This is a genomic window from Mesorhizobium sp. M0045 (genome assembly GCF_040323385.1).
GTDB lineage: Bacteria > Pseudomonadota > Alphaproteobacteria > Rhizobiales > Rhizobiaceae > Mesorhizobium.
Genome location: NZ_JAMYUY010000003.1, coordinates 241,054 through 266,751 on the forward strand (window position 1 = coordinate 241,054; position 25,698 = coordinate 266,751).

Sequence of the window (25,698 nt, forward strand, 5' to 3'; positions counted from 1 at the left end):
GGTGTTCATTGATCGGCAACAAAACCGTTGTCCGATTGTCATCAGCGCCACATATTGGCTTTGCGGAGGTGCCCCTTTCGCCAATGCGGGAGATGAAACATGAAGTTCTTCGGCTTTGCGGCCGGTATCGCCGCCACCGTGACCCTGCTTTCCACCACCTCCGCCTTCGCCGTCACGCAGATCAGCTGGTGGCACGCCATGACCGGCGCCAACGCCGAGGTCGTCGCCAAGATCTCCAAGGATTTCAACGCCAGCCAGAGCGAATATGAGCTCGTTCCGGTGTTCAAGGGCACCTATCCGGAGACGCTGAATGCCGGCATCGCTGCCTTTCGTGCCGGGCAAGCGCCCGATATCCTCCAGGTGTTCGACGTCGGCACCGGCGTGATGATGGCGGCCGAGGGTGCGATAAAGCCGGTGGCCGATGTGATGACCGGCGCCGGGATGACTTTCGACAAGAGCCAGTATCTGCCCGGCATCGTCGGCTATTATTCGAAGCCGGACGGCACCATGCTGTCCTTCCCCTACAACTCCTCCTCGCCGATCCTCTACTACAACAAGGACATCTTCCAGAAGGCAGGCCTCGACGTGAACAATCCGCCCAAGACCTGGAACGAGGTTTGGGAAGCCGCCAAGAAGATCAAAACGAGCGGCGCCGCTTCTTGCGGCTATACCTCGACCTGGCTGACCTGGATCCATCTGGAGAATTTCGCGGCGTGGAATGACGTGCCTTGGGCCACCCAGCAGAACGGCCTGGCCGGCGGCGATGTCGAACTCAAGATCAATGCGCCGATTTTCGTCAACCACTTCCAGGCGCTCGCCGACCTGGCCAAGGACGGCACGTTCAAATATGGCGGCCGCACCTCCGAAGCCAAGCAGATATTCCTCGCCGGCGAATGCGGCATCTTCACTGAATCGTCGGGCGGCCTCGGCGATATCGTCAAGTCCGGCATGAATTATGGCATCGGCCAGCTTCCCTACGACAGTGACGCCAAGGGTGCCCCGCAGAACACGACGCCGGGCGGTGCCAGCCTATGGGTGTTCGGCAACAAGTCGGACGAGGAGTACAAGGGCGTTGCCGCCTTCTTTGCCTATCTGTCCAAGACCGATGTACAGGAATACCTGCACCAGAAGTCGGGATACCTGCCTGTGACGCTCGCCGCGTACGAGGCGACCAAGAAATCAGGCTTCTATGACAAGAACCCCGGCCGCGAGACACCCATCCTGCAGATGATCGGCAAGTCGCCGACCGACAATTCGAAGGGCGTGCGCCTGCCGAATCTGCCGCAGGTGCGCGATATCCAGAACGAGGAGCTGGAGAAGATGCTGGCCGGCCAGCAAACCGCCCAGCAGGCGCTCGACAATGCGGTCGCGCGCGGCAACGCCGCGATCAAGGAAGCCCTGGACAACTAACGAGATCGTCTCGGTCAGTCGGTTGGAATATCGCCCACGCGAGCGCGCGTGGGCGATGCCTGGATAGCGAGGGAAATCAGCCTGTCTCCACGCGTCGTCTTTCCCAACAAGATCCTGCCCTACCTGCTGGTGGCGCCACAGCTCGCCATCACCCTGGTTTTCTTCTACTGGCCGGCCGGTCAGGCGCTTTACCAGTCGATGCTCAGGCAAGACCCGTTCGGGCTGAAGAGCAGGTTCGTCTGGTTTGCCAATTTCCGGAAGGTGCTGGCCGATCCGGCCTACCTCAACTCGATCAAGGTCACGGTGGTGTTCTCGCTTGCGACCGCGATCGTTGCCATGGTTGTGGCCCTGCTGCTCGCGGTTATGGCCGAGAAGGCCGTGCGCGGCAAAGGCCTCTACCGCACACTGTTGATATGGCCTTATGCCGTGGCGCCGGCGATCGCCGGCATGCTGTGGCTGTTTCTGTTCAACCCTTCGATAGGCTCGTTGGCCTATTTGCTGAGAAGCCTCGGCATCGCCTGGGACCCACTGCTCAACGGCACCCACGCCATGATCCTGCTGGTGTCGGCGGCTGCCTGGAAGCAGATCAGCTACAATTTCCTGTTCTTCGTCGCCGGCCTGCAGGCGGTGCCGAAAACGCTGATCGAAGCGGCGGCCATGGACGGCGCCGGCGAAACCAAGCGCTTCTGGACCATCATCTTCCCGCTGCTTGCGCCGACAACCTTTTTCCTGCTGGTCGTCAACACTGTCTATGCCCTGTTCGACACGTTCGGCATCGTTCATGCCGTCACCGGCGGCGGGCCGGGCAAGACGACCGAGACGCTGGTCTACAAGGTCTACAATGACGGCTTCGTCAATCTGATCCTGGGCGACTCGGCGGCGCAGTCGGTCATCCTGATGGCCATCGTCATCGCGCTCACAGCGATCCAGTTCCGCTATGTGGAACGCAAAGTCCACTACGGCTGAGGGCAGCGATGATCGGCCAGTCCCCGCTCCGCACCTTCATCGCCCATGCCGTGCTCATCCTCGGCATATTGATCGTGGCTTTTCCGATCTACTATACCTTCGTGGCCTCGACGCACACGCTGCAAACGATCCTCAGGCCGCCGCTGCCGCTCTTGCCGGGCAGCCAGCTATGGAACAACTACAGTGAGGCGCTGTTCGGCGGCATCGGCCGTATCGGCGGGGTCAGCGTCGGCAGGCTGCTCCTCAACACCACGATCATGGCGCTCGGCGTTGCGGTCGGAAAGATCTTCATCTCGATCCTGTCGGCCTACGCGATCGTGTTCTTTCGCTTTCCGCTGCGCATGACCTTCTTCTGGCTGATCTTCATCACCTTGATGCTTCCAGTCGAGGTGCGCATCCTGCCGACCTACAAGGTGATGGTCGATCTCGGCATGATCGACACCTATGCCGGCCTGATCGTCCCGCTGATCGCCTCAGCCACCGCAACGCTGCTGTTTCGCCAGTTCTTCATGACCATACCGGGCGAATTGGTCGAGGCGGCGCGTGTCGACGGTGCCGGGCCATGGCGCTTCTTCTTTGATATCCTCCTGCCGCTGTCGCGGACAAACATCGCCGCGCTGTTCGTGATCCTCTTCATCTATGGCTGGACGCAGTATCTTTGGCCGCTGCTCGTCACCAACAGTAACGACATGAACACCATCGTCATCGCGCTGAGAAAGATGGTTTCCTTCGCCGATGCCGACACCCAATGGCACCTCGTGATGGTCACGGCAATGCTGGCCATCGTGCCGCCGATTCTCGTCGTGGTGATGATGCAACGCTGGTTCGTGCGTGGCCTGGTCGAATCCGAAAAGTGAGACTCTGATGGCGACCGTCGATCTGAAGGACGTGAAGAAGGTCTATCCCAGCGGCGTCGAAGCCGTGAAGGGCGTCTCAATCGCCATTCCTGACAAGGAGCTTTGCGTGCTGGTCGGCCCGTCAGGTTGCGGCAAGTCCACGCTGCTGAGGATGATCGCCGGGTTGGAGACCATTTCGGCCGGTACAGTCGCCATCGACGGCAAGGTGGTCAACGCCATCGGCCCGACCGAGCGCGACATCGCCATGGTGTTCCAGAATTACGCGCTCTACCCACATATGAAGGTCTATGACAACATGGCCTATGGCCTGCGCAACCGCGGCACGCCGAAGGACGAGATCGACAGCAGGGTACGCTCGACGGCCAAGGTGCTGGAGCTTTCGGCGCTGCTCGACCGGCGCCCGCGCGAGCTTTCAGGCGGTCAGCGCCAGCGCGTCGCCATGGGTCGCGCCATCGTGCGCAACCCGAAGGTCTTCCTGTTCGACGAACCACTGTCCAACCTCGATGCGAAATTGCGCGGGCAGATGCGCATCGAGATCAAGAATCTGCAGCGCTCGCTTGGCGTCACCTCGGTTTATGTCACGCACGACCAGCTTGAGGCGATGACGCTGGCCGACATCCTCGTCGTCATGAACGCCGGACTGGTCGAGCAGACCGGCGCTCCGCTTGATGTGTACGAGAAACCGGCTTCGACCTTCGTCGCTTCGTTCATAGGCGCACCGCCGATGAATCTGCTGGCGCTCACAGGGGCCTCCCCAAGCTCGGTATTGGCCGACGGTACGGTGATTGGCTTGGCGCCTCGACAGGGCAAGGTGGTGACACTAGGCTTTCGTCCAGAGGACGCCGATATCACCTTCGCGGCAGAGGCGCCGGCCGGCGCGCTCGCGCTGCCGGCGACAGTGGAAGCGGTCGAACCGGTCGGTGCCGAAAGCTTCCTCCATTGCGTGGCAGCCGGCAGCCGTATCGTGGTGCGCGTCTCAGGCCGCGCCAGCGCCAAGCCAGGCGACCGATTGCGCGTCGTGGCCAGGTCCGAAAAGCTGCATTGGTTCGATCAAGCGGGCAAACGGGTCGATTGAAATCGGCCTTGCGCAAAACCGTTCAGGCAAACACATGCGCCTTGCCCGACACGGTCAGCCGCACGATCTCGCCGACCGCCGGCGCGTCCATGCCCGGCTTGCGCAGGATCAATGGCGTGTTGCCGATGGCGGCCGCGTCGGGCGGATCGGGACTGTTCAAGAGACGCACGGCGATGGTGCAAATCGAGCCGGCGAATTCGGATTCCGTGACCTCCCCGAACAGCATGTCCGGCGTGCCCGACATGCCTTCACGCGAGGTTCGTTTCAGCAGCACCTGCTCGGGCCGCAGCATGATGCGGGCGATGTCGCGCCGCTCGGTGCTGTCGACGGCGATCCGGCCGAGCGGCGAGGTAGCGAAGCCATCGGCGATCCTGGCCGGCAAGACGATGGCGTCGCCGAGGAACTCGGCAATCATCCTGTCCTTCGGCCTGAAATAGAGCTCGCGCGGCGTGCCGATCTGCGAGAATTTGCCGTCGCGCATCACTGCGACCTGGCTGGCGAATGACAGCGCCTCGGCCTGATCATGGGTGACCAGGATGGTGGTGATGCCGGCGGTTTCAAGGAGCTCGGCCACGGCCTTGCGCATCGAGGCGCGCAGGCCGGTGTCGAGCGCCGAGAACGGCTCGTCGAGCAGCATCAGCCGCGGCTTCATGGCCATGGCGCGGGCGAGCGCGACGCGCTGCTGCTGGCCGCCGGAGAGTTCGTGCGGACGGCGCTTCAGGATACCTTTGTCCAGCCCGACGACATAGGCGAGCTCGGCGATGCGCTCGCCCCGCTTTTCCTCGTGACGCCCCATGCCGAAGCCGATATTGGCGGCGATGCTCAGATGCGGGAACAGAGCGCCGTCCTGCGCCACCAGCCCGATGCCGCGGCGATGCGCCGGCACGGCCGTGTCGCCATTGGCCAACACCTCGCCATCGAGCACGATGCGGCCCTGGTCCGGCGCCTCGAAGCCGGCGATCAGCCGCAGCAAGGTGGTCTTGCCGCAACCGGACGGCCCGACGATTGCCGTACGGCTGCCGCTGGCCACGCTGAGGTCGACGCCGGCAAGTGCTGCGACGGGCCCGTAGTGCTTGTGGATGCCGCTCAGCTCGAGAAAGCTCATCGCCCGGCCATCCGCTTCGACTGGACGTAGAGCAGCCAGGTCAAAGGCAGCGACATCGCCACCATGATCAGGGCATAAGGCGCTGCCGACGCATAGTCGATCTCGCCGCTATAGGACCAAAACGCCATGGCCAGAGTGCGGGTACCGTTGGGCGCCAGCATCTGGGTTGCGGTCAATTCGTTCATGATGCCCAGCGCGACCAACGCCATGCCGGCTGCGGCGCCCGGCGCCGACAGGCGGATGGTCGTCGACCACAGCGCCTTGAGCGGCGACCGGCCGAGGCTGGAGGCGGCGCGTTCGAGCTCGACCGGCGCCTGTGCGATCGACGCCCTGAGGCTAATCAGGGCGCGCGGCAGGAACATCAGCGCATAGGCGACCAGGATGGTGAACAGGGTCTGGTAGAGCGGCATGGCGATACGCACGGCGATGGTGACCAGCGCCAGGGCGATGACAACGCCGGGCAACGCGCCGACGATGTAGTTGCAGGCCTCCAGGACGCGTTGCAGCCGCCCCGGCGCGCGGATCGAGATCCACGCCATCGGCATTGCCGCGACGGTGGCGAGCAGCGCCCCGGCAATTGCCAGGAACAGCGTCTGGCCAAGCGCCAGGCCGATCTCGTCGAGCCGCCAGACATCGGCGCCGCCGGCCATGAGCCAGCGGGCGATGGTGACGAACGGCACGCCGAGCGCCAGCAGCGTGGTAATGGCAGGCAGCAGCAGGCAAGGAATGGTGGCGCGCCCAAGGCTCGTGCGCTGCTGCTGGCGCGCAGCACCCGAACCGACGCGGGCATAGCGCTCCTCGCCGCGCACCAGCACCTCCAGACCGAGCAGCACAAGGCAGCAGGTCACCAGCACGCCGGCCAGCATGTTGGCGGCGGGACCGTTGAAGGTCGACTGAAACTGGTCGACGATCGCGGTGGTGAAGGTGTCGAAGCGGATGAAAACGTAAAGGCCGTATTCGGCCAGGAGGTGCAGGCCGACCAGCAGCGAGCCGCCGCAAATGGCGAGTCGGAGCTGCGGCAGCACGACACGCCGAAACACGCGCCATGGGCCAAGCCCGAGGGCCGCTGCTGCATCTTCGAGAGCGGGATCGAGCCGGCGCAAAGCTGCCGCTATCGGCAGATAGAGGAACGGGAAATAAGCGATGACGGATACAAGCACGCCGGCCCACAGGCCGTGCAGTCTGGGCGCCATGGTGATCCAGGCGTAACTGTGGACGAAGGCGGGAATGGCGAGCGGCGCCACCGACAACCAGGCCCAAAGGCGGGCCCCCGGCAGATCGCTGCGCTCGGTGAGCCAGGCCAGCGCCACCGACAGCACGATCGAGATCGGCACGGTCAGCACCACCAGCAGACTGGTGTTGACCAGAAGTTCGCCGACGCGCGGCCTGAACACCAGCGCCTCCACGGTTTCCCACCCAGTCTGCACCGCCACCCAGGCGATGAAGGCAAGTGGCAGCAGCGCGAAAAGCGAGACAAAGACGGCAGCCAGCGCAATCCATGAGACCGACCAACGACGTGCCCGCACGGCCGTGGTATCGGCTGGCAAGCCTGAAGGTGCGAGATCGATCGCCGACTGCATCAGATCAGACGTTGTGCCGTTTCCGCCCGAAGGCGGAAACAATCGTCGGCGAATGCGGCGAGCAGCTTGTGGTCATGGACAAATGCCATCTTGAAAACAGAGCGCTCCCGCGGAAAGCGAATTCCCACCGGAGCGCAGTCGGTTGCCCTTTTAGGACGAACGCCGGCTAAAGCAAGCCGGCCGCCGTCATCAGGTCGGTCACCTTCTTCGAGTTCAGCGTCGTCGGGTCGACTTTCGGCGCCTGCAGATCGGCCAGCGGCACCAGCTTCGGATTGGACTCGGCGCCCTTGCCGACTGCGTATTCGAACGAATCGCCTGTCTTCAGCACGTCCTGGCCACCCTTGCCAGTGACCCATTTCAGGAAAGCCTGCGCTTCCTTCGGGTGCTTGCTCGAGGCCAGCACGCCACCGCCGGAAACCGAGACGAAAGCACCGGGATCCTGATGCTTGAAATAGTGCAGCTCGACATTCTTGCTGTTCTCGCCGGTCTTGGCCTGATCGCCGTAATAGTAATAGTGATAGATCACGCCGCCTTCGACCTCGCCGGCATTGACCGCCTTCATCACCGTGCTGTTGCCCTTATAGCCGGTAAAATTCTCCTTCATCGCCTTTAGCCATTCGGCCGTCGCTGCCTCACCCTTGAGCTGCAAAAGCGCGCTGACGATCGCCTGGAAATCGGCGCCGGAGGGCGATGCGGCCCAACGGCCCTTCCAGCTCGGATCGGCGAGATCGAGAAGCGATTTGGGCAGCTGGTCGGCGGCCAGCTTGGTCTTGTTGTAGGCAAAGACCGTGCTGCGCGCCGCGACGCCGACCCATTTGCCGCTCGCCGGCTGGTACTCCTGCGGAACCTGGGCCAGCGTCTCGGTGTCGACCGGTGCGAACAGGCCGGCCGCCTCGACTAATGCCATGGCCGGCGAATTCTCCGTCAGGAATACATCGGCGGGCGAAGCGGTGCCTTCCGCAACGATCTGATTGGAAAAATCGCTGTCGCCGCCATTGCGGACGGTAACCTTGATGCCGGTTTCCTTGGTGAATCCCTCCGCCCAGGCCTTGGTCAGGTTTTCGTGCTGGGCGTTGTAGACGACGATGCCCTCGTCCTCTGCTATTGCCGGGCCGGCGATCAGGCTGATTGCAAGTGCTGTCGCACCGGCAAGGGCGGAAAGAGCATATTTCATGGCGTCGTCCTCGATTTCGATGGTCGTTGGCTTGGCACGCTGCACCTACCAATACATGACTAGCGCAGTCAACATTGCTGGCCCACTCAATTGCTCAAAAGGGCAAACTTTCGTGATGCTCAGCTAATTTGCCTTGGACATTATTTCGCCCGCCCCGTAACAAATCAGCGCCGAGACGCGAATATCGGGGAGTGAACTCTTGTGAGCGGCAAGGACGAAGCCGAGCTTTCACGGCTGCTGCGGGCCGCGATCGCTGGAGACGAAAGGGCCTATGCCGACTTTCTGCACCGGATCGCCGCGCTCGTTCGTGGCTTTGCCCGGCGCAAGATCGTGCAGGGTGGGGTGGATCCCGAGGATGTCGTGCAGGAAACCTTGCTGGCCATTCATGTGAAACGACACACCTGGCGCCATAATGCGCCGGTGCTGCCTTGGGTCTATGCAATAGCCCGCTTCAAGCTGATCGACGCGTTCCGGCGGCGCGGCCGGCGGATCGAGGTCGAGATCGACGAAATCGCCGAGACCTTTGCCGAGCCGGAATCGGAGACGGTGAGCGAGCGCGACGTCAACCGGGCGCTCGACAGCCTGTCGCCGGCACAGCGTTCCGTCGTCTCGGCCGTATCGGTCGAAGGCCGTTCGATCGGCGAGACGGCGGCCAAATTCGGCATCAGCGAGACGGCTGTGCGGGTGTCACTGCACCGCGGGCTTGCCGCCATTGCCAAACGGTTCGGGGCGGGGCGGGAATAAAATGAGGACCGAAGATCTCATCAAGGCGCTCGACGCCGATGCCCGCAGCAAGGCGCTGCCGCTGGGCGCCGCCTGGTGGCTTGCCGCCGGTGCGGCCATGGTGATCGCGGCCGCGGTTTTCTGGCTGATGATCGGCCCGCGCCCCGACATCGCGATCGCCATGCAGACGATGCGGTTCCTGTCCAAATTCGTCTTCACGATCGCTCTTTCGGCCAGCGCCTTTGCCCTGGTGCATGCGCTGTCGACGCCCGGTGCATCGACCCGCCGGGCGGCAAGCTGGATGATCGCCGCCCCGCTGCTGGTGATTGTGGCCGTGATTCTCGAACTCTTCGCCGTGCCTGCGTCCGACTGGGGCACACGCCTGGTCGGGACGAACATGGTCATCTGCCTGACCTTCATTCCGTTGATCGGGATCGGCCCGCTTGCCGTCTTTCTCGCGGTCCTACGCCATGGCGCGCCGACAAGGCCGGTGCTTGCCGGTGCGGCCGCGGGCCTGCTTGCCGGCGGGCTGGCGGCGACCTTCTATGCGGCGCATTGCTTCGACGATTCGCCGCTTTTCGTCGGCACCTGGTACACAATCGCGGTCGCCATCCTTGCCGTGCTCGGGGCGCTCGGCGGACGACTTTTTGTGCGCTGGTAGCGATAAGGATCAGCGTGTCGGAACGGGATGCTCGCCGCGATAGTCGTAGAAGCCGCGCCCGGTCTTGCGGCCGAGCCAGCCGGCCTCGACATATTTGACCAGCAGCGGGCAGGGGCGGTATTTCGAATCCGACAGTCCGTCATGCAGCACCTGCATGATCGACAGGCAGGTATCGAGCCCGATGAAATCGGCAAGCTGCAGCGGCCCCATCGGATGGTTGGCGCCGAGCTTCATGGCGGTATCGATGGCATCGACCGAGCCGACACCTTCATAGAGCGTGTAGATCGCCTCGTTGATCATCGGCAGCAGGATGCGGTTGACGATAAAGGCCGGGAAATCCTCCGAGACGGTGATCGTCTTGTCGAGCTGCTTCACATAGGTTTTTGCCGCCTCGAAGGTCTGGTCCTCGGTGGCGATGCCGCGCACCAGTTCGACCAGCTTCATCACCGGAACCGGATTCATGAAATGTATGCCGATGAAGCGTTCCGGCCGGTCGGTCTGCGAAGCCAGCCGTGTGATCGAGATCGATGACGTGTTCGTCGCCAGGATGGCCTCGGGGTTGAGCTGCGGGCAGAGCTGGGCATAAATCTTGCGCTTGACCGTCTCGTCCTCGGTCGCTGCTTCGATCACCAGATCGGCGCCCGCAAGGTCGGCCATGGCCGGCGCCGCCGAAATGCGCGCCATCGCCTCATTGCGCAGCGTTTCCTCGAGTTTGCCGGAGCCGACCTGACGGGCCATGTTGCCGCTGATCGTAGCGATGCCCTTTTCGATGCGGTCGGGCGAAATATCGTAAACCAGCACCTTATAGCCCGCCAGCGCCGACACATGGGCGATGCCGCCACCCATCTGGCCCGCGCCGATGATGCCGATCGTCTCGATCTTGCTCATTACCCGATCCCGTCGAGGCCTTTGCGGCCCGTTTTTTGTGCAGTGCAAACTAAAAGGGCGGGGCGACTTCGTCTACCCCACCCGTCAGAATTTAATACGCTTTGGCAGAAGGCGTCAAAGCGCCTTTTGCAGTTCCGGCAGAATGACGAAGAGATCGCCGACGAGACCGTAGTCGGCGACCTGGAAGATCGGCGCCTCCTCGTCCTTGTTGATGGCAACGATCACCTTCGAATCCTTCATGCCAGCAAGGTGCTGGATGGCACCGGAGATGCCGACGGCAATATAAAGGTCGGGCGCTACTACCTTGCCGGTCTGGCCGACCTGCCAGTCGTTCGGCGCATAGCCGGCATCGACGGCGGCGCGAGATGCGCCAACCGCCGCACCGAGCTTGTCGGCGACCGGCAGGATGACCTCCTGGAACTTCTCGGAGGAGCCCAGCGCACGGCCGCCCGAGATGATAATCTTGGCCGAGGTCAGCTCTGGACGGTCGGTCTCGGAGAGCTTGTTCTCAACAAAGCTCGACAGGCCGGGATTGGCCGCCGCCTGAACCGTCTCGACCGGCGCGGAACCGCCCTCGGGTGCTGCCTGGAAGGAGGCGGTGCGCACCGTGATGACCTTCTTAGCGTCACTCGACTGCACCGTCTGGATGGCGTTGCCGGCATAGATCGGCCGCTTGAAGGTGTCGGGCGACACGACTTCGATGATTTCCGATATCTGGGCGACATCGAGCAGCGCCGCGACGCGGGGCGCGACGTTCTTGCCCGACGAGGTCGCCGGCGCGATGATCGTCTCATATGGCTCAGCAAGCGAAACGACGAGTGCCGCCAGCGGTTCGGCGAGACGCTCGGTCAGTTCGTCAGCGTCGGCGAGCAGCACCTTGGTAACGCCCTTGAGCTTGGCGGCTGCGTCCGCTGCCGGCTTGGCATCTTTGCCGGCAACCAGCACATGCACGTCCGAACCGATCTGCAGCGCCGCCGAAAGCGCCTTGGCGGTCTGGTCGGAAAGCGCAGCGTTGTCGTGTTCGGCAATCAGAAGAATAGCCATGATGTTTTCCTGACTTTCGTCTTCGAGGCTCCTGAAATCCGGTCAGGCCGAGTCGAAAACGGTTGGTTTCGAGAACCGGAGCGGAGCGTACTTCAGTACGTGGGCACCGGAAGCGGAGACACCGGCCGTTTGCCGGCCGGCCTCATCGGATTTCCTTAGAGCACGCCGGCTTCGTTCTTCAGCTTGTCGACCAGTTCGGCGACGCTCTTGACCTTGACGCCCGCCTTGCGGCCGCCCGGCTCCTCGGTTTTGATCACCTTCAGCCGCGGCTTGACGTCGGCGCCGTAGTCGGCAGGGCTCTTCTCGTCGAGCGGCTTCTTCTTGGCCTTCATGATATTGGGCAGCGACGCGTAGCGTGGCTGGTTCAGGCGCAAATCGGCGGTGACGATTGCCGGCATCTTCAGTTCCAGCGTCTGCAGGCCGCCATCGACCTCGCGCGTCACCGTGGCCTTTTCACCGTCGAGCACGATCTTGGAGGCGAAGGTGCCCTGCGCCCAGCCGAGAAGTGCGGCCAGCATCTGGCCGGTCTGGTTGGAATCGTCGTCGATCGCCTGCTTGCCGAGAATGACAAGGCCGGGCTGTTCTGCCTCGACGACGCCCTTCAGCACCTTGGCGACGCCCAGCGGCTCAGTCTGCTCGTCGGTCTTGACCAGGATGGCGCGGTCGGCGCCCATGGCGAGCGCCGTGCGCAAGGTCTCCTGTGCCTGCTGCGGCCCGATCGACACGACGATGATCTCTTCGGCCTTACCAGCTTCCTTCAGCCGGATCGCCTCTTCCACCGCGATCTCGTCGAACGGGTTCATCGCCATCTTGACGTTGGCGAGTTCCACCGCCGAACCGTCCGCTTTCACCCGGACCTTGACGTTCGCATCCACAACCCGCTTCACGGGCACAAGGATCTTCATTTGCCTGTCACCTCTTTCACGATAGTCTCTCACGCTCGTCGGACGCGCTATAGCAGCGTGCACCTCTTCAGAGTTGTCGAAAGCCGACATTCCGGACGGAATTCTGGTCTTCGGCACGCCAGTAGGGTGGCGCTTGCGTAGTTGCGGCGACCCCGCGCGTCAATATCCGGGCGCACTCGGATCCTCGGCGAAGCACTCAAATCAGTTCAGTCCGGACCGGAAACGCTTCCCCGGCCCCAGCGCGGCGCCTGCTGCGCAGGTTGTGGTTCGCTTGGCGCCGGCTCTACGGCAACGGGCACATGGCCGGCGACCACCACAGTCTCTTCATCCGCAGCGGCGAGCAGCGGCACGCCGCGGCTGCGCAAGACAAGCACCAGCACGGCTCCGGCGATGATGCCGCCGATATGGCAGGCCCAGGAGACCTGATCCTCGCCTCCCTGGGCAAACATGAAGATCTGGAACAGGATCCACAGGATGAGCGGGATGAAAGCCGGGATACGCAACGGGATGCGGGCGAAGGCCAGCACCCACACCTTCACGCGCGGATAAAGGATCAGATAGGCAGCGACGACACCGGCGATGGCGCCCGACGCGCCGATCAGCGGCACTTGCGAATCCCAGGCCACCAGACCCTGGAAGAAAGCGCCGGCAATGGCGCAAAGCAGGTAGAAGATGAGGTAGCGGATGTGGCCGAGTGCATCCTCGACATTGTCGCCGAATACCCACAGGAAAAGCATGTTGCCGCCGAGGTGGAAGATATCCGCGTGCAGGAAGGAATAAGTCAGGTAGCTCAGGCTCTCGGGAATGACGACGAATTGCGGAGCGAGCTCGACGCTGTCATGCACGACCGACGGGATGAAGCCGAGGCCCAGCACCGCGGCGTTGGAGAAGTCCTCACCGCCAAGCGTGGTGACAAGGTAGATCAACACATTGAGCGCGATCAGGCCGATGGTCACATATTGCAGCTTGATGTGCCGCAGCCTGTTGGTGTCGTAAAGCGGGATGAACATCGGGTCCCCAGCTCGGCGGATTTCAGCGGTTCTTGCCAGGAACCCATAGCACGTCGGCGTTTCCGTTGTCATTGACCGCGCGCGCGGCAACGAACAGGAAGTCCGAGACGCGGTTGATGTACCTTATTGCCTCGCGGTTGACGGGCTCGTTTGGGTCTTGCGACAGCGCCACCATGATGCGCTCGGCGCGGCGCGCGACCGTGCGGGCGAGGTGAAGGGCGGCAGCGGCCGGCGTGCCGCCATTGAGCACGAAGGATTTGAGCGGCTGCAGATTTTTGTTGAGGAGGTCGATGTCCTGTTCGACGCGGTCGGTCTGCGAGGCTACGATGCGCAGCGGCTCGTAGTCCAGCGGCTTGCCATTATCGGGAACTGCCAGATCGGCGCCGAGATCGAAAAGATCGTTCTGGATGCGGCCGAGCATCGCATCGATCGCCGGATTTACTGCCGCTGTATGGATGCGGGCCATGCCGATGCAGGCATTGGCCTCGTCGACCGTGCCGTAGGCGTCGATGCGAAGGTCGGATTTCAGCCGCCGCTCGCCGGAGCCGAGACCGGTGGTGCCGTCGTCGCCAGTGCGGGTGTAGATCTTGTTGAGCTTGACCACGGGGTACCTCCCGGCTGGTGCTGCGTCACTTACGGGTGAAATACACCGCCAGCATGATCAGCACCAAGGCCACGAACTGCAAGAGCACGCGCGTCTGCATCAGCTTGTTGGAGGTCATGCTGGAGCCGCCGCGCATCATGTTGATGAGGCCGCGGATCAGCACGATCACCACTGCGACCATGACAAGAACGGCGAGGATGTTGAAGACGGTTGCCATGATGTGTTCCAGATGAATTGCGTTCAGGCGCGTTTGGCGAGCAGACGGTAGAGTGCAGATGCCGGCAGGATGCGTTTAAGGATCGCGCCGATCCTGGCCGGCACTGTTACCACATAATGCGGGCGCGGGCGCCGCGACAGAAGCGCATGGTGCAAGGCGGCATAAACCACCTCCGGCCCGGGCTTCAGCCGCGATGTGCTGCCGCCGGCCCGCAGCCGTTTGAGTTGCGCCGCATAGGCGAGGCGATGAACGGAATTCTCGTGATCGATATTCGCCAGGAACCATGCGAGGCTGTTGCTGGCGATCTTCGATTTCACCGGCCCCGGCTCGATCAGCGAAACATGGATGCCGCTACCCCGGAGTTCTTGATAGAGGGACAGCATCAGCCCTTCGATAGCGTGCTTCGATGCCGAGTAGGCGCCGCGAAAAGGCACCGGCGCGAGGCCGAGGATCGACGAGCAATGAACGAGACGACCATGGCCCTGGCGGCGCATCACCGGTACGACGCGGCGAGTGAGATCATGCCAGCCAAAGACATTGGCCTCGAACTGCTGCCGCAAAGCCTCGACCGGCAGGTCCTCGACGGCGCCGGGCTGTCCGTAGGCGCCGTTGTTGAAGAGCGCATCGAGCCGGCCGCCGGTCCGTTCCAGCACCGACGTCACCAACGCCTCGATCGATCCGGGTTCGGTGTAGTCCAGATAGAAGGCCTCAATGCTGTCGGCCTCGAGCGCGGCGATATCCTCGGGCTTTCGGGCCGTTGCGAACACCCGCCAGCCTTCCTTCTTAAGAGCATGGGCGCAATAGGCGCCTATACCGGAAGAGGCACCTGTGACAATGATGGTGCGCAACTCTTTTCCGGGAGGAATGGTGGTTTGACCTAGGGTTGTCATTTACTGCAAACCCTTCCCATATTCGCGGCGTCCGGACAATCGAAGGGAACGCGGTTCTTGTTGCGGAAGATCGTAGCCCTTAAACGCGTCCTCTACGACGCGCTCGGCCATTTCAACACCGACGACGGCTGGGCAATGGCCAGCCATCTGGCGATCACCGCGCTGATGGCGCTTTTTCCTTTCCTGATCTTCGCTACGACGCTGGCGAGTTTTTTCGGCGCGCAGGCCTTCGCCGACACCGCCGTGCACCTTGTGTTCGACACGTGGCCCGAGCAGATCGCCAAACCGATCGCGCGCGAAGTGCTCAACGTGCTTACCGTTAGGCGCAGCGACCTGTTGACGTACGGTATCGTGCTTGCCGGATACTTCGCCTCGAACGGCATCGAGGCGCTGCGCACCTCGCTCAACCGCGCCTATCGTGTCTCGGAAACGCGGGGCATCATCTACCGGCGGGTGCAGAGCATCATCTTCGTGCTGATCGCGACGGCCGGGTTTTTGGCGATCAGCGTGCTGCTGGTCTTCGCGCCGTTGCTGGCACGGCTGGCCGAGTCGCATTTCGAATGGATAAAGCCCTACATGGGCACGATCACGCTGTGGCGTTACGTCATCGCCTCGGTCGTCATCATCGGCGGCCTGTTCGCCGTGCATTTCTGGTTGCCGGCCGGCAAGCGCCGCTTCGTTTCGATCGTGCCTGGCATCATCTTCACGCTGATCGGCTGGCTTATCGGGTCGACCATCTTCGCCGCCTATCTCGATCATTTCTCGTCCTATGTGACGACCTATGCCGGCCTCGCCTCGATCATGATCGCCGTCGTATTCCTCTATATCGTCTCGGCGATCTTCATCCTCGGTGGCGAGCTCAACGCCGCGATCAGCCGCTATTTAGAGGCGCGTGCGAGAGTCGGCTGAGTTAAGCATGATCTTTTCCGAAAACCGGTTCCCACTTTTTTGGGATCATGCTTTTGGCGGCTGAGCGGTCGCCAGCCCGACGCCGAGCGTCGCGATTGCCATGCCGGCGATCTGGAGCGGGCTCAACTGCTCACCGAACAATGCCCAGGCGATGACCGCGGTGACGGCCGGCACGAGGTAAAACAGCGAGGCGACCTTCGACATCTCGCCGTCGCGGATCATCACCATCAACAGGAAGATGGCGCCGATCGACAGCACCAGCACAAGCCAGGCCATGGCAAACATCAGTTCGCCGTTGACGATGACCGTTCGGGTCTCGAAGGCGAGCGAGGCCAGAGCCATCACCGATGCGCCGCCGACATATTGCCAGAACGTGGCAGCCACCAGATCGCCGCCGGAGGCGAAACGCTTCTGCCAGATCGTGCCCGCACTCATGCCGAGTACGGAGACCAGCGAGGCGCCCAGTGTTTCGGCCGTCACCCCGCCGCCGAGCGCGCCGAGCTTCGGCCAGAGCACGATTACCACGCCGATCAACCCGAGGCCGAGACCGGCCCAGTGGCGCGGCAGGATGGCCTCGCCCAGAAGCCGGCCGGCGAGCACTGCCGTGATCAGCGGCTGCAGGCCGACGATCAAGGCTGAAAGCCCAGCGGGCATGCCCCGGTGGATGGCCCAGAACACGCCGCCGAGATAGACCCCATGCATCAGGATGCCGGCGCCGGTCGCGTGCAGCGCCTCGTCGCGGGTGGCGCGGCTCGAACCAAGTGCGGCCATCAAAGCGACAAGCAGGATTGCGGCTAGGACAAAGCGCGCGGCCAGGAAAGTAAAGGGCTCCGCCCACGGCATGGCATAGCGCGCGCCGATGAAGCCGGTCGCCCACAGGAGGACGAAAGAGGCGGGGATGAACCGCTTGAGGCTGTGCATTTTCAGGAGGCCGCGGTGAATTCGGGTGAGGGATCGACTGCGGCGACTGCTTAATGCCGTTCGGGCCGGCAAGCAAAACCAAACGGTTGATCCATAGAGTCATTTGAATTGAAGGAGCGCCGTTGATGGCCGTCAGCTCGCCGGTCCAGCTAGAGACCGACCAGCCGCCTTACATCGTCGGGCGAGGCGCCCGCCGCACGCTGGGCGGCAAGGCTGGTATCGCCAAGACTCTTCGACAGTTTTCGTCCGTCCGGGCCGAGGATCAGGCGATGGTGAAAATAGGCCGGCTGCGGCAGGCCAAGCAACTGCTGAAGCAGCCGCTGCACACTGGTCGCGGAATAAAGGTCCTGGCCGCGCACGACATGGCTGACGCCCTGCAGTGCGTCATCCACGGTGACGGCGAGATGATAGCTGGTCGGGATTTCGCGGCGCGCCACGACCACGTCGCCCCAATCCTGCGGATGGGCTTCGACACGACGCGTCGCGGAGAGCGTCTCGTCCGTGTATTCGGCCCATGACAGGTCCTTGCCGGCGCGCCCTATTGCCGCATCGACGTTCAACCGCCAGGCAAATGGCACATTTTCGGCGATGCGCCGTTTGCGTTCGCTCGCCGGCAGCGCCTTGTCGGCGGCGGGATAGAGCGGCACGCCGTCCGGGTCGCGCGGCCAGTCGCGGCCGCGCTTTTGGCTGTCGGCGATGAAGGCGCGGATCTCACTTCTGCTCATGAAGGCCGGATAGACAAGCTCCGCCTCGATCAGCCGTTCGAGCATAGCCCGATATTCGGCAAAATGCTCGGACTGGCGGCGCACCGGTTCCTCCCAGCCAAGCCCCAGCCATTTCAGGTCGCGAAAAATGCCTGCTTCGAATTCCGGCGTGCAGCGCGTCGTGTCGATGTCCTCGATGCGCAGCAGCAGGCGTCCGCCCGCCGCCTTTGCCAATTTCTGATTGAGCAGCGCCGAATAGGCATGGCCGAGATGCAGTTCGCCGTTCGGGCTCGGCGCGAAGCGGAATGTCAGCAGTGTCATTGTCCGGCGGGCAATCGGGTTGTGCGGCGCTTTCGCCAATTGCTACTTTGCGCCGGCGGCGTCGTGCGTCCAGAGGGACACGTGACGAAACGTGCGGCACTTTTGATTTTGGAACAAGCAGACATGCAACGCATCGCCAGCCTCGACGACATTGCGCAAGGGCTGGATAGGCTATGCTTGCTCGACCCACGCCTGGAAAAAGTGCGCGGCATGGCTGGCGAGGTGCCGCTCAGGCTGTCGGAGCCGGGGTTCAGGAGCCTTGCTTCCATCGTCGTTTCGCAACAAGTGTCCCGCGCGAGCGCCGATGCCATCTTCGGCCGCCTGACGGAACTGCTCGATCCGCTGACGCCGCAGGCGATCCTTGCCGCCGATGAGGCGATCTTTCGCAACGCGGGGCTGTCGCGGCCAAAGCAGCGCGGCCTGATTGCCGTCGCCCAGGCGGTGGCCGACGGGCTCGACCTCGATCACCTCTGCCGGCTCGATGCAAGCGAGGCTATCGCGGCCATGACCAGAGTGCCGGGCATCGGCCCGTGGACGGCTGAAGTCTACCTTTTGTTTGCCGCCGGACACCCGGATATCTTTCCGGCGCGCGACGTTGCTTTGCAGAGCGCGGTCGGCCATGCGCTCGGCATCGACCCGCGTCCGCCGGAGAAAATGCTAATCCGGCTTGCCGAATCATGGAGCCCGTGGCGCGGTGTCGCATCGCGGCTTTTCTGGGCTTATTATCGCGAATTGAAGGGCAGGGATGCCGCGCCTCCGGCCTGAATCCGCAAAAAAGCATTGAAATCATGCGTTTTTGAGACCCGGCATGATCGACAATCCGCTTCACATCCCTGTCATGTCGGGCTTACAGTATCCGCGTCGACCGGTTCTAGGGTGAAGGAGGTCAACGACGTGACGGTTGCCGTATCTCCGGATGGGCTTCCAGCGCTGGTGCTGAATGCGGATTACCGTCCGCTCAGCTATTACCCCCTGTCGCTCTGGTCCTGGCAGGATGCCATCAAGGCGGTGTTCCTCGAGAGGGTGAACATCGTCGCCGAATACGAACACGCCGTCTCTTCGCCGACCTTTTCGATGAAGCTGCCGAGCGTCGTCAGCCTGAAGGCTTACGTGAAGCCGTCGAGGCATCCGGCATTTACCCGTTTCAACGTCTTTCTGCGCGACCGTTTCCAGTGCCAATATTGCGGCACACCGGACGATCTGACGTTCGACCATGTCATTCCTCGCCATCGCGGCGGCGCCACGACCTGGGAGAATGTCGTCGCTGCCTGCTCGCCCTGCAATCTGAGGAAGGGCGGCATGATGCCGGCCCACGCCAAGATGTGGCCGCTGCAGAAGCCCTACCAGCCGACGGTGCATGATTTGCATAATAACGGCCGGCTGTTCCCGCCCAACCATCTGCACCAAAGCTGGATGGATTATCTGTACTGGGATGTCGAACTCGAACCATAGAGTTCGGCAGAAATCCGCCATGCCGGTCGGCTGACGCAGCTTTCTACGCTTCCGGCCTTCGCCGGCCGAAGCATTCATGAGCGGTCGTGGCGTGGTAGTTAAGGCTACGGCCGGCGTAGGCCGGTGCTCACGTAGTTTAGCACGCTCCGCTCCGGTTCTCGAAAACTACGTCATGCACTCCGGCCTGACGAATTTCTGAACGAATTCTGCGTTGTGCCACTCAGTCGCGGGCAAAGGCGCCGCGGAACGCGACTGCGGCGAGGACAAAGCTGGCGATGGCATTCCAGCCCGCCAGCGACAGGCCGAGGATGCGAACCGCCGCCTTGTCGCAGGAAGGCGGGACGAATTTGTCGAGCGCGTCGAGCACGCCCTTGCCGCCGGTGTCCACCGGCCCTGCGGCTGCCGTGCAATCGGTCGGGCCCGGCCACCACGCCCATTCGACGCCGGAGTGATAAACGCCGAGATAGACGCCGTAGAGCATCAGCAGGCCGCCAATGGCCAGCAGGCCACGGCTTACCCAGGCTGGTGCCCGAAGCGCCGACGCAAGCACCGCCAGCAGCATCAAGGGCACGCCGACGTAGTAAGGCGTGCGCTGCTCGAGGCAGAGCTTGCAGGGGATGTAGCCGCCAACATACTGGAAGGCCAGCGCCGAGCCGACGGTCGCGGCCATGGCGACGGCGAGAAACAGGGCGGTGCGCAGCCGCTGGCGTCCGGTATCGGCATTCACGGTCGCTGTCATCGGGCTCAGTCCGTTCGGTTCGATGCCGTTCAGACGGCGTATTTGACGACGATATAGAGCAAAATCAGGGCAGCGGCGCCGGCGCCCGCAATCTGGCCAAGGCGCTTTTCGATGAAGTGGCGGATCGGCTCGCCATAGCGGCGCAACAGCCACGCGAGAAACAGGAAGCGAGCACCGCGCGCCACGATTGCCAGCACGATGAACAGCAGCAAAGGAACACCGATGACGCCCGACAGGATCGTCACTACCTTGATCGGCGGCAGATGGGCGAGGCCGGAGGTGACCAGCATCAGGATGATGAAGCCGACACCCGATGAGACGCGCATCGCTTCGAACTCGTCATATTTGCCATAAAATTCGAGGATCGGCCGCGCCACCGCATCATAGGCATAATGGCCGATGAACCAGCCGGCGATGCCGCCGAGCACCGAGGCGACGGTGGCGACCAGCGCGTAACGATAGGCGCGATCCGGCCGCGACAGCGCCATCGGCAGATAGAGGACGTCGGCCGGCACCAGGAACACCGAACTCTCGACGAAGGCGATGAAGGCCAGCCACCATTCGGCGGATTTGCTCGCCGCCAGCGACAAGGTCCAGTCGTAAAGTCCGCGAAGCATCGGCACTCCTAATGCACGCCCAAACCAGACGCGGTCTTGAGATCACGACATGTACAAACAAGACCTGGAAGCGCCCCGCATCAACCTCGTCGGACAAGGCGCGCTTCAATGACATGCGCCGCCTGTCTAGAAAGATTTTCCGCGCTGCACAATGGCAGCTGCTTCACGAAATCGAAAGGCTGAGGCTTGAGCGAGCCCAGATGTCGGGATTTGGCCAGTTGACGAACAGGCCTCCAACCGTATAGTCCGCGCCCATCCAGGCCGCCCGGCCTGAGCCCCTATGGCGGAATTGGTAGACGCGCTCGACTCAAAATCGAGTTCCGCAAGGAGTGCTGGTTCGATCCCGGCTAGGGGCACCATTTCCCACCTGAGAAACCGCGAGCTCGGCTGGCGTTATCCCAGGAGCCCTCCTGGGATAACCGCTATTGAGGCCGCGGCCGGCCCTCCGATAGCCTCAGCGGTAACGAGGTCGCTTACATCGGCCCCGGCACCATCTTGGTCGGCTGCTCCGGCATCGGAAATGCATAATTGTCGCATTTCACGTCCGGGTTCGTCGGGCTGAACATTCCGAGCGGGTTCTCCTTGAACAGCCAGGCGTGAAGGTCGTAGTGGTGGAACTCCTTGGGGATGAGCGGGTAATGCCCCTCCATCGGCCCCATGAATGTCTGGCCGAAAAGCTTCGGCGGCTCCTTGGTGTCCGGCGTCAACGGCACGAGCCATTCCACGCCGACCAGGCGCAACTCGTTACCGACCGGCTCATAGATCAGCACATTGGGGCGCGTCGGATCTGCGGTCGGGCCGACAGTCGTGACATTGACGAAATGGATGCCCATTGCGCCCTTCGGGTAGTCCATCGCCCCTTCCACCTTTTCGCCGCTGTAGAAGACGCATCCAACCGTCGACAGATAAAGTTCGCGAACGGCAACCTTGTAATCTTCATATCTGGACAGCGATTTACGCAGGGCATCTATCTCGGCCTTGTCGGGTTCGGCGGCCCGAGGCGCGGCGGCGCTCAGACACGCGCCAACGAGACCTGCCAATGTGAGGATACCGAGATGCCTGAGGTGAGTTGGTTTCGTCATGCATTCCTCCCAGTTTTTTCTTCTGGCCGTGCAGGACCGAGGCGGCAATGATGCTGGACGCGCGGCCGAAATTGATCGCCTCATCCCTGTTGGGACTGCGTTGATGCTAGTCCCTTCCGGTGATTGGGAGAATTAACCCTGACGACCTAGGTCGTCGGCACAGAGGATTTGGTTCTGCGACTGAGTCTGAAAGGGACTGTCGACGGTTGCTGCCGACCGGCTTCCTTCGTCATCCAGGGGTCTGCGCCGGAGCGAAGCGACGTCGCGTAGACTCTGGGTTCGAGCTCTTTCGCGGGAACGGCGTGGTAGCGTTTGGTTCTCGTCCGCCGGAGCACTGCCGCCAGGTAACGGCATGGATCCCAGGGTCTGCGCCGCGTCGCTTCGCTCCTTGCTCCGCCCCGGGATGATGAAGGGAGGGAGGATTCGGCCAATCTCCAACGCTGGCGATTTGCCGCCGACAGGAATTATCGACGTTAATTATCGACGTTCGCTGCTGATTGGCCCGACCTGTCAAAATCACTGTGTCGAGGAACTAGGCCCCCAGCAGGAACACCAAGTCTACCGCCGCCGCAGCAAGCTCTTCATCCGGTTGCGCAGCAGGCGCGCCATGTTGCGGGTCTCGCGGTAGAGGTGAAGCTGCGATGCCGCCTGGCGGGCAGGGCGGTCGGCATCCGGCGTCAGCCCGATCACCAGCGTGCCTATCGGCTTGCGCTCCGTCCACAGCCGGCTCATCACCGGATGGTCGGGCACGGCGCAGGAATCGGTCATCATGATGTTGGGGTCGTCGAGATGCTGCCTGGTCACCTCGATCATCAGCAGCGTACCCGGCGAATAGGCGGCGAGCGTCTCGTCATAGGCGGTCTTCCAGGTGTAGCCGACGCCGGCCTCGACGAAGACGACCAGGCAGGCGATGGTGCGGCCGTCGAGCGTCAGCGAATGGATGCGGCAAAGATCCTGCTCGGCCAGCCGGTGCACCGCCTCGCGGGCGAAGGCGGCGCGGTAGCGGTCGATGGCCATGGCGGTGCGCTCGCGGCCTTTCCAGCCAGCGGCCTCCAATGTCAGGAAATTCTCGATGGCATGGCGGATCTCGTCCGGCCCGCGCGCCACCACATGCTCCAGCCGGCCGAGGTCGGCGAGGCGGCGCTTCAGGCGGCGGAACTCGCGATAATGGTGGGCGCGCAGTGAAGCTTTCAGATATTCCTCGCCGTCGAGCGCGCTTTCGAGCACCGGGCGGTCGGCCTTGCCGGTGGTGACCAGCGTCAGGCCGCGCGTTTCGGCGACGCTGGCGAGCAGGCTGGCCACCGGGCCGTCCAGCCTTATGTCGGGCAGCACGAAGACTTTCGGCAGCTTGAGATGCGGCCGCGACAGCATCGAGAAGAAATCCTCGATCACGCCGATCGGATCGTCGCGGTCGACCAGCGGCGTGCCGATCGGGCCGAACGGGCTCGACCAGGTGCGCATGACTGGAACTCCGAGCGGCACCGCCGGCCGCTCGACCGAGAACGGCACCAGCAGGCGCAGCCGATTGCGAAACTGGTCGCCGTCGCGGATGACGGCCAGCCGCACTTCACGGTCCTCCAGCCTCGGCATGGCCGGCGCCAGGAAGCGCGGGTTGAAGAAGACGTTGGGCTCGATTGTGCGGGTGCAGAGATAGTCGAGCTCCTCGACCAGGTCGAAGCCGGCGGAGGCTGGATAGATGGCGAGCTTGCGCTCGGGCCGGTGGTTGGCGAGGATCTCGATATGGGCGGGATCGGCCTCGCGGGCGAGCCCGGCAAGACCGGACACCATGGCGCCGGCCGGGCCGCCGCTGGTTTCCTCGAGCAGGGGGACGGCAGCCATCAGGCGGCTCCTTTGGCTGATACGAAAATGACCATGACGATGCCGAGCTTGCGCCAGACCGTGAAGGACAGCGCGCCGGCCTCGAAGATCATGGCGAAGACGGTGGCCATCGCCGCGCCCCACAGGCCGAAGAGCGGGATCAGCACGACGCTCAGCGCGATGTTGAAGGCCAGCGTCAGGGCGTAGACCGCGGCGCAGACGTTCTGATTGCCGCTCATGGTGAGCAGGCTTTCGCAAGGGCCGACGGCGGCCCGCGCCACGACGCCGAACACCAGCAGGAACAGCAGCGGATAGCCGGCGGAAAATTCCGGGCCGAACAAGGTCAGCATAGGCTCGCCCAGCGCCAGCACCAGCAGCGCCATCGCCAGCGACGGCCAGAAGGTCCACGACACCGTCTCGCGGGCAAAGGCGGCGAGCTTTTGCGGCTCGCCATGGGTGAACTGGGCATAGCGCTGGGCGACGCCGGCCTTGACGGCGAAATAGACGAAATGCACCAGCGCCAGCGTCTTGACCGTGGCGAAATAGACGGCGACGTCGTTGGGATCGAGGTAGGCGCCGACCATCAGCACGTCGGCATTGGTGAGCAGGAAGAAAAAGCTCTCGACCAGGAAGATCGGCAGCGAGACGATGAACCATTGGCCGAAATGCAATTTCATCGGCCCGGCCGGGATCCTTCTGTCCATGCGCGACGTCACGCCGATGAGCTGACCGAGCGTGGTGCCATAGGTGGCGGCGATCGCGGCGAAGATCGCCGTCCTGGCGTCGGGCGCGTAGCCCGCCAGCAGCATCAGCGCCATGAAGGCCAGGATCAGCACCGGCCGCACCAGAAAGGTCGGGGATAGCGCAAACAGCGCCCAGGAATTGGCCCGCGCCAGCCCTTGCAGAAGGTCCGACATGGCGATCATCGGCAGGCAGATGATGCCGAGGATGAACGGCACGACATAATAGTCTTCGATAAAGGACGACAGCAGCCAGACGGCGAGCGCGCCGAGGCCGGCGATCGCAGTCGAGGCAACCAGCACGAACAGCCGGCTGGCCCGCACGATGCCGCGCAATTCGGCCAGCATGCCACGCGCGCGATATTCGGGGATGAAGCGGATGACCGAGGTGTGGAAGCCGAGGCAGGCGAGATTGCCGACGATGACCATGGTCACCCAGACGAGGACGAAAATGCCGTACTCGAACGAGCCCATCCAGCGCGCCATCAGCACCTGGCTGACGAAGGCGATGACGGCGCTGACGATGCGGACCGAAAAGGCGATCAGCGACATGCGGCCGGCCTCGCCGCGCTCGCCGGCGGTGAACAGCACGGCATCGATCAGGCCAAGCAGCGGCCTTATGCGCAGCGCAAGGCGCTGCGGCAGGAACCGCCCGGCTGTCGTCGCCGCGGAAAAGCGCACCCCGATTACACTCCGTTTTCCCGCCAATTTACAGGGGCTTGGTGTAGCGGAGACACATTAAGAAACGGTTGGGTGGGCTTTCCTTCGCCCTGTCGCTATACGGGGAGAAGGTGCCGGCAGGCGGATGAGGGCGGCGCGGGCTGCTTCATATTCATCATTCGCGCAACCCTTCAACCTGCTCGGGAGTGTCTCAGTTTGAAATCCGCGGAAACGCCTATCCCGTTTGCCCCATATGCGAAAACGCCTATATGCTTAGCGGAACGCACGGCAGCAACAATGGTCTACACTGTCATCTGGTATGGAAGGCAGGGCATCGTCGACAAGGTGATCTTCGACGACGAGAAGACCGCGAAAGATCATGCAACCTCCATGTTTCAAACCCGAAAGGGTGACGATGGAATCGTGTCCGTTGAAGTTCGTAAGGACAACGGCGCTGTCGTCTTTAGCCATGCCGAGAACTAGGAATGCCAACCGGACCTAAAGGCCAGAAGCGTCCTGCCGACGTGATCGGCAATGCCGCCCGCGTCATGCGTATTGCTACAGGCGAGGCATCCGATGACGTGGTTGACGACGGTAAAGACCTGCCGCGAAAGCGCTGGGCGCGA

Annotated in this window: 27 protein-coding genes and 1 tRNA gene; 11 read left to right on the forward strand and 17 right to left on the reverse strand. The window is 63.0% G+C overall.

The features are described 5' to 3' along the window. Window positions 1-99: 99 nt before the first annotated feature. The 4 genes from ugpB to ugpC all read left to right on the forward strand — a co-directional run bounded on the left by ugpB (window position 100) and on the right by ugpC (window position 4,308). Window positions 100-1,410 (forward strand): sn-glycerol-3-phosphate ABC transporter substrate-binding protein UgpB, encoded by a 1,311-nt coding sequence (ugpB, locus tag NKJ72_RS06195; RefSeq protein ID WP_352476282.1) that lies wholly within the window; start codon window positions 100-102, stop codon window positions 1,408-1,410. An 81-nt stretch (window positions 1,411-1,491) separates the two neighbouring features. Then, a complete protein-coding gene (gene ugpA, locus NKJ72_RS06200; RefSeq protein ID WP_352476439.1) occupies window positions 1,492-2,376 on the forward strand; it encodes a sn-glycerol-3-phosphate ABC transporter permease UgpA in 885 nt (294 codons plus the stop codon). Between the two features lie 8 nt (window positions 2,377-2,384). Further along, entirely contained in the window at window positions 2,385-3,233 is an 849-nt protein-coding gene (gene ugpE, locus NKJ72_RS06205; RefSeq protein WP_352476283.1) for a sn-glycerol-3-phosphate ABC transporter permease UgpE, read from the forward strand. 7 nt (window positions 3,234-3,240) lie between these two features. After that, window positions 3,241-4,308: a sn-glycerol-3-phosphate ABC transporter ATP-binding protein UgpC gene (gene ugpC, locus NKJ72_RS06210; protein WP_352476284.1), complete on the forward strand. Its 1,068-nt coding sequence runs from the start codon at window positions 3,241-3,243 to the stop codon at window positions 4,306-4,308. 22 nt (window positions 4,309-4,330) lie between these two features. Here the strand turns inward: ugpC and NKJ72_RS06215 are convergent, their stop codons facing one another. The 3 genes from NKJ72_RS06215 to NKJ72_RS06225 form a co-directional block, all read right to left on the reverse strand. Beyond that, a complete protein-coding gene (locus tag NKJ72_RS06215; protein WP_352476285.1) occupies window positions 4,331-5,413 on the reverse strand; it encodes an ABC transporter ATP-binding protein in 1,083 nt (360 codons plus the stop codon). Continuing rightward, window positions 5,410-6,993 (reverse strand): ABC transporter permease, encoded by a 1,584-nt coding sequence (locus tag NKJ72_RS06220; protein WP_352476286.1) that lies wholly within the window; start codon window positions 6,991-6,993, stop codon window positions 5,410-5,412. Before NKJ72_RS06220 ends, NKJ72_RS06215 begins: the two co-directional genes overlap by 4 nt. A gap of 166 nt (window positions 6,994-7,159) precedes the next feature. Further along, window positions 7,160-8,167 carry an iron ABC transporter substrate-binding protein gene (locus NKJ72_RS06225; protein WP_352476288.1) on the reverse strand — a complete coding sequence of 336 codons (1,008 nt, stop codon included), beginning with the start codon at window positions 8,165-8,167 and terminating at the stop codon, window positions 7,160-7,162. Between the two features lie 201 nt (window positions 8,168-8,368). Here NKJ72_RS06225 and NKJ72_RS06230 point away from each other — a divergent pair, with 201 nt between their 5' ends. Beyond that, window positions 8,369-8,911: a sigma-70 family RNA polymerase sigma factor gene (locus tag NKJ72_RS06230; RefSeq protein WP_352476289.1), complete on the forward strand. Its 543-nt coding sequence runs from the start codon at window positions 8,369-8,371 to the stop codon at window positions 8,909-8,911. 1 nt (window position 8,912) lies between these two features. After that, window positions 8,913-9,551 carry an NrsF family protein gene (locus NKJ72_RS06235; RefSeq protein WP_352476290.1) on the forward strand — a complete coding sequence of 213 codons (639 nt, stop codon included), beginning with the start codon at window positions 8,913-8,915 and terminating at the stop codon, window positions 9,549-9,551. A 9-nt stretch (window positions 9,552-9,560) separates the two neighbouring features. Here NKJ72_RS06235 and NKJ72_RS06240 read toward each other — a convergent pair whose 3' ends face one another. From NKJ72_RS06240 to NKJ72_RS06270, 7 genes are all read right to left on the reverse strand, one after another. After that, window positions 9,561-10,439 carry a 3-hydroxybutyryl-CoA dehydrogenase gene (locus NKJ72_RS06240; RefSeq protein ID WP_352476291.1) on the reverse strand — a complete coding sequence of 293 codons (879 nt, stop codon included), beginning with the start codon at window positions 10,437-10,439 and terminating at the stop codon, window positions 9,561-9,563. Window positions 10,440-10,553: 114 nt separating this feature from the next. After that, window positions 10,554-11,483, reverse strand: a complete 930-nt coding sequence (locus tag NKJ72_RS06245; RefSeq protein ID WP_352476293.1) for an electron transfer flavoprotein subunit alpha/FixB family protein — start codon at window positions 11,481-11,483, stop codon at window positions 10,554-10,556. Window positions 11,484-11,638: 155 nt separating this feature from the next. Further along, window positions 11,639-12,388 carry an electron transfer flavoprotein subunit beta/FixA family protein gene (locus NKJ72_RS06250; protein ID WP_352476294.1) on the reverse strand — a complete coding sequence of 250 codons (750 nt, stop codon included), beginning with the start codon at window positions 12,386-12,388 and terminating at the stop codon, window positions 11,639-11,641. Between the two features lie 206 nt (window positions 12,389-12,594). Then, window positions 12,595-13,398 (reverse strand): rhomboid family intramembrane serine protease, encoded by an 804-nt coding sequence (locus NKJ72_RS06255; RefSeq protein WP_254816674.1) that lies wholly within the window; start codon window positions 13,396-13,398, stop codon window positions 12,595-12,597. A 22-nt stretch (window positions 13,399-13,420) separates the two neighbouring features. Beyond that, entirely contained in the window at window positions 13,421-14,002 is a 582-nt protein-coding gene (locus NKJ72_RS06260) for a cob(I)yrinic acid a,c-diamide adenosyltransferase (RefSeq protein WP_254816675.1), read from the reverse strand. A gap of 25 nt (window positions 14,003-14,027) precedes the next feature. Continuing rightward, window positions 14,028-14,219: a twin transmembrane helix small protein gene (locus NKJ72_RS06265; RefSeq protein ID WP_023677950.1), complete on the reverse strand. Its 192-nt coding sequence runs from the start codon at window positions 14,217-14,219 to the stop codon at window positions 14,028-14,030. A 23-nt stretch (window positions 14,220-14,242) separates the two neighbouring features. Beyond that, window positions 14,243-15,109 (reverse strand): SDR family oxidoreductase, encoded by an 867-nt coding sequence (locus NKJ72_RS06270; protein WP_352476295.1) that lies wholly within the window; start codon window positions 15,107-15,109, stop codon window positions 14,243-14,245. A gap of 57 nt (window positions 15,110-15,166) precedes the next feature. Here NKJ72_RS06270 and NKJ72_RS06275 point away from each other — a divergent pair, with 57 nt between their 5' ends. Further along, a complete protein-coding gene (locus NKJ72_RS06275; RefSeq protein WP_254816677.1) occupies window positions 15,167-16,018 on the forward strand; it encodes a YihY/virulence factor BrkB family protein in 852 nt (283 codons plus the stop codon). A gap of 45 nt (window positions 16,019-16,063) precedes the next feature. Here the strand turns inward: NKJ72_RS06275 and NKJ72_RS06280 are convergent, their stop codons facing one another. After that, window positions 16,064-16,939 carry a DMT family transporter gene (locus NKJ72_RS06280; RefSeq protein ID WP_352476296.1) on the reverse strand — a complete coding sequence of 292 codons (876 nt, stop codon included), beginning with the start codon at window positions 16,937-16,939 and terminating at the stop codon, window positions 16,064-16,066. Window positions 16,940-17,088: 149 nt separating this feature from the next. Beyond that, a complete protein-coding gene (gene gluQRS / locus NKJ72_RS06285; protein ID WP_352476297.1) occupies window positions 17,089-17,964 on the reverse strand; it encodes a tRNA glutamyl-Q(34) synthetase GluQRS in 876 nt (291 codons plus the stop codon). A 123-nt stretch (window positions 17,965-18,087) separates the two neighbouring features. On the opposite strand from gluQRS, the gene NKJ72_RS06290 reads away from it, so the two are divergent. Both NKJ72_RS06290 and NKJ72_RS06295 read left to right on the forward strand, forming a co-directional pair. Next, window positions 18,088-18,729 (forward strand): DNA-3-methyladenine glycosylase family protein, encoded by a 642-nt coding sequence (locus NKJ72_RS06290; RefSeq protein ID WP_254816680.1) that lies wholly within the window; start codon window positions 18,088-18,090, stop codon window positions 18,727-18,729. A gap of 129 nt (window positions 18,730-18,858) precedes the next feature. Next, window positions 18,859-19,416: an HNH endonuclease gene (locus NKJ72_RS06295; protein ID WP_254816681.1), complete on the forward strand. Its 558-nt coding sequence runs from the start codon at window positions 18,859-18,861 to the stop codon at window positions 19,414-19,416. A gap of 220 nt (window positions 19,417-19,636) precedes the next feature. On the opposite strand, the gene NKJ72_RS06300 is transcribed toward NKJ72_RS06295, so the two are convergent. Together NKJ72_RS06300 and NKJ72_RS06305 are read right to left on the reverse strand one after the other, a co-directional pair. Continuing rightward, window positions 19,637-20,155 carry a disulfide bond formation protein B gene (locus NKJ72_RS06300; protein ID WP_352476298.1) on the reverse strand — a complete coding sequence of 173 codons (519 nt, stop codon included), beginning with the start codon at window positions 20,153-20,155 and terminating at the stop codon, window positions 19,637-19,639. A 29-nt stretch (window positions 20,156-20,184) separates the two neighbouring features. Continuing rightward, complete coding sequence (locus tag NKJ72_RS06305; RefSeq protein WP_023721063.1) at window positions 20,185-20,772, reverse strand: YqaA family protein; 588 nt, start codon at window positions 20,770-20,772, stop codon at window positions 20,185-20,187. 274 nt (window positions 20,773-21,046) lie between these two features. On the opposite strand from NKJ72_RS06305, the gene NKJ72_RS06310 reads away from it, so the two are divergent. Then, window positions 21,047-21,131, forward strand: a tRNA-Leu gene (locus NKJ72_RS06310). 114 nt (window positions 21,132-21,245) lie between these two features. Here NKJ72_RS06310 and NKJ72_RS06315 read toward each other — a convergent pair. The 3 genes from NKJ72_RS06315 to NKJ72_RS06325 all read right to left on the reverse strand — a co-directional run bounded on the left by NKJ72_RS06315 (window position 21,246) and on the right by NKJ72_RS06325 (window position 25,093). Beyond that, window positions 21,246-21,854, reverse strand: a complete 609-nt coding sequence (locus NKJ72_RS06315) for a hypothetical protein (protein WP_352476299.1) — start codon at window positions 21,852-21,854, stop codon at window positions 21,246-21,248. Between the two features lie 558 nt (window positions 21,855-22,412). Continuing rightward, entirely contained in the window at window positions 22,413-23,693 is a 1,281-nt protein-coding gene (locus NKJ72_RS06320) for a GNAT family N-acetyltransferase (RefSeq protein WP_352476300.1), read from the reverse strand. Continuing rightward, on the reverse strand, window positions 23,693-25,093 hold the full coding sequence (locus NKJ72_RS06325) for a lipopolysaccharide biosynthesis protein (RefSeq protein WP_352476301.1): 1,401 nt from the start codon (window positions 25,091-25,093) through the stop codon (window positions 23,693-23,695). The genes NKJ72_RS06320 and NKJ72_RS06325 overlap by 1 nt, the downstream gene beginning before the upstream one ends. A 276-nt stretch (window positions 25,094-25,369) precedes the next feature. Between NKJ72_RS06325 and NKJ72_RS06330 the strand changes: the two genes are divergently transcribed. Beyond that, on the forward strand, window positions 25,370-25,555 hold the full coding sequence (locus tag NKJ72_RS06330; RefSeq protein WP_031194557.1) for a hypothetical protein: 186 nt from the start codon (window positions 25,370-25,372) through the stop codon (window positions 25,553-25,555). Window positions 25,556-25,698 lie beyond the last annotated feature (143 nt).

What these genes read in the sequence shown, in the direction of transcription:
- NKJ72_RS06315 (WP_352476299.1), bottom strand. Translation starts at nt 21,854, where the DNA reads ATGACGAAACCAACTCACCTCAGGCATCTCGGTATCCTCACATTGGCA.
- NKJ72_RS06265 (WP_023677950.1), bottom strand. Translation starts at nt 14,219, where the DNA reads ATGGCAACCGTCTTCAACATCCTCGCCGTTCTTGTCATGGTCGCAGTG.
- NKJ72_RS06300 (WP_352476298.1), bottom strand. Translation starts at nt 20,155, where the DNA reads ATGACAGCGACCGTGAATGCCGATACCGGACGCCAGCGGCTGCGCACC.
- NKJ72_RS06220 (WP_352476286.1), bottom strand. Translation starts at nt 6,993, where the DNA reads ATGCAGTCGGCGATCGATCTCGCACCTTCAGGCTTGCCAGCCGATACC.
- NKJ72_RS06225 (WP_352476288.1), bottom strand. Translation starts at nt 8,167, where the DNA reads ATGAAATATGCTCTTTCCGCCCTTGCCGGTGCGACAGCACTTGCAATC.
- NKJ72_RS06240 (WP_352476291.1), bottom strand. Translation starts at nt 10,439, where the DNA reads ATGAGCAAGATCGAGACGATCGGCATCATCGGCGCGGGCCAGATGGGT.
- NKJ72_RS06330 (WP_031194557.1), top strand. Translation starts at nt 25,370, where the DNA reads ATGGTCTACACTGTCATCTGGTATGGAAGGCAGGGCATCGTCGACAAG.
- NKJ72_RS06320 (WP_352476300.1), bottom strand. Translation starts at nt 23,693, where the DNA reads ATGGCTGCCGTCCCCCTGCTCGAGGAAACCAGCGGCGGCCCGGCCGGC.
- NKJ72_RS06245 (WP_352476293.1), bottom strand. Translation starts at nt 11,483, where the DNA reads ATGGCTATTCTTCTGATTGCCGAACACGACAACGCTGCGCTTTCCGAC.
- NKJ72_RS06235 (WP_352476290.1), top strand. Translation starts at nt 8,913, where the DNA reads ATGAGGACCGAAGATCTCATCAAGGCGCTCGACGCCGATGCCCGCAGC.
- gluQRS (WP_352476297.1), bottom strand. Translation starts at nt 17,964, where the DNA reads ATGACACTGCTGACATTCCGCTTCGCGCCGAGCCCGAACGGCGAACTG.
- NKJ72_RS06255 (WP_254816674.1), bottom strand. Translation starts at nt 13,398, where the DNA reads ATGTTCATCCCGCTTTACGACACCAACAGGCTGCGGCACATCAAGCTG.
- NKJ72_RS06290 (WP_254816680.1), top strand. Translation starts at nt 18,088, where the DNA reads ATGCAACGCATCGCCAGCCTCGACGACATTGCGCAAGGGCTGGATAGG.
- ugpC (WP_352476284.1), top strand. Translation starts at nt 3,241, where the DNA reads ATGGCGACCGTCGATCTGAAGGACGTGAAGAAGGTCTATCCCAGCGGC.
- ugpE (WP_352476283.1), top strand. Translation starts at nt 2,385, where the DNA reads ATGATCGGCCAGTCCCCGCTCCGCACCTTCATCGCCCATGCCGTGCTC.
- NKJ72_RS06270 (WP_352476295.1), bottom strand. Translation starts at nt 15,109, where the DNA reads ATGACAACCCTAGGTCAAACCACCATTCCTCCCGGAAAAGAGTTGCGC.
- NKJ72_RS06280 (WP_352476296.1), bottom strand. Translation starts at nt 16,939, where the DNA reads ATGCACAGCCTCAAGCGGTTCATCCCCGCCTCTTTCGTCCTCCTGTGG.
- NKJ72_RS06250 (WP_352476294.1), bottom strand. Translation starts at nt 12,388, where the DNA reads ATGAAGATCCTTGTGCCCGTGAAGCGGGTTGTGGATGCGAACGTCAAG.
- NKJ72_RS06215 (WP_352476285.1), bottom strand. Translation starts at nt 5,413, where the DNA reads ATGAGCTTTCTCGAGCTGAGCGGCATCCACAAGCACTACGGGCCCGTC.
- NKJ72_RS06305 (WP_023721063.1), bottom strand. Translation starts at nt 20,772, where the DNA reads ATGCTTCGCGGACTTTACGACTGGACCTTGTCGCTGGCGGCGAGCAAA.
- ugpB (WP_352476282.1), top strand. Translation starts at nt 100, where the DNA reads ATGAAGTTCTTCGGCTTTGCGGCCGGTATCGCCGCCACCGTGACCCTG.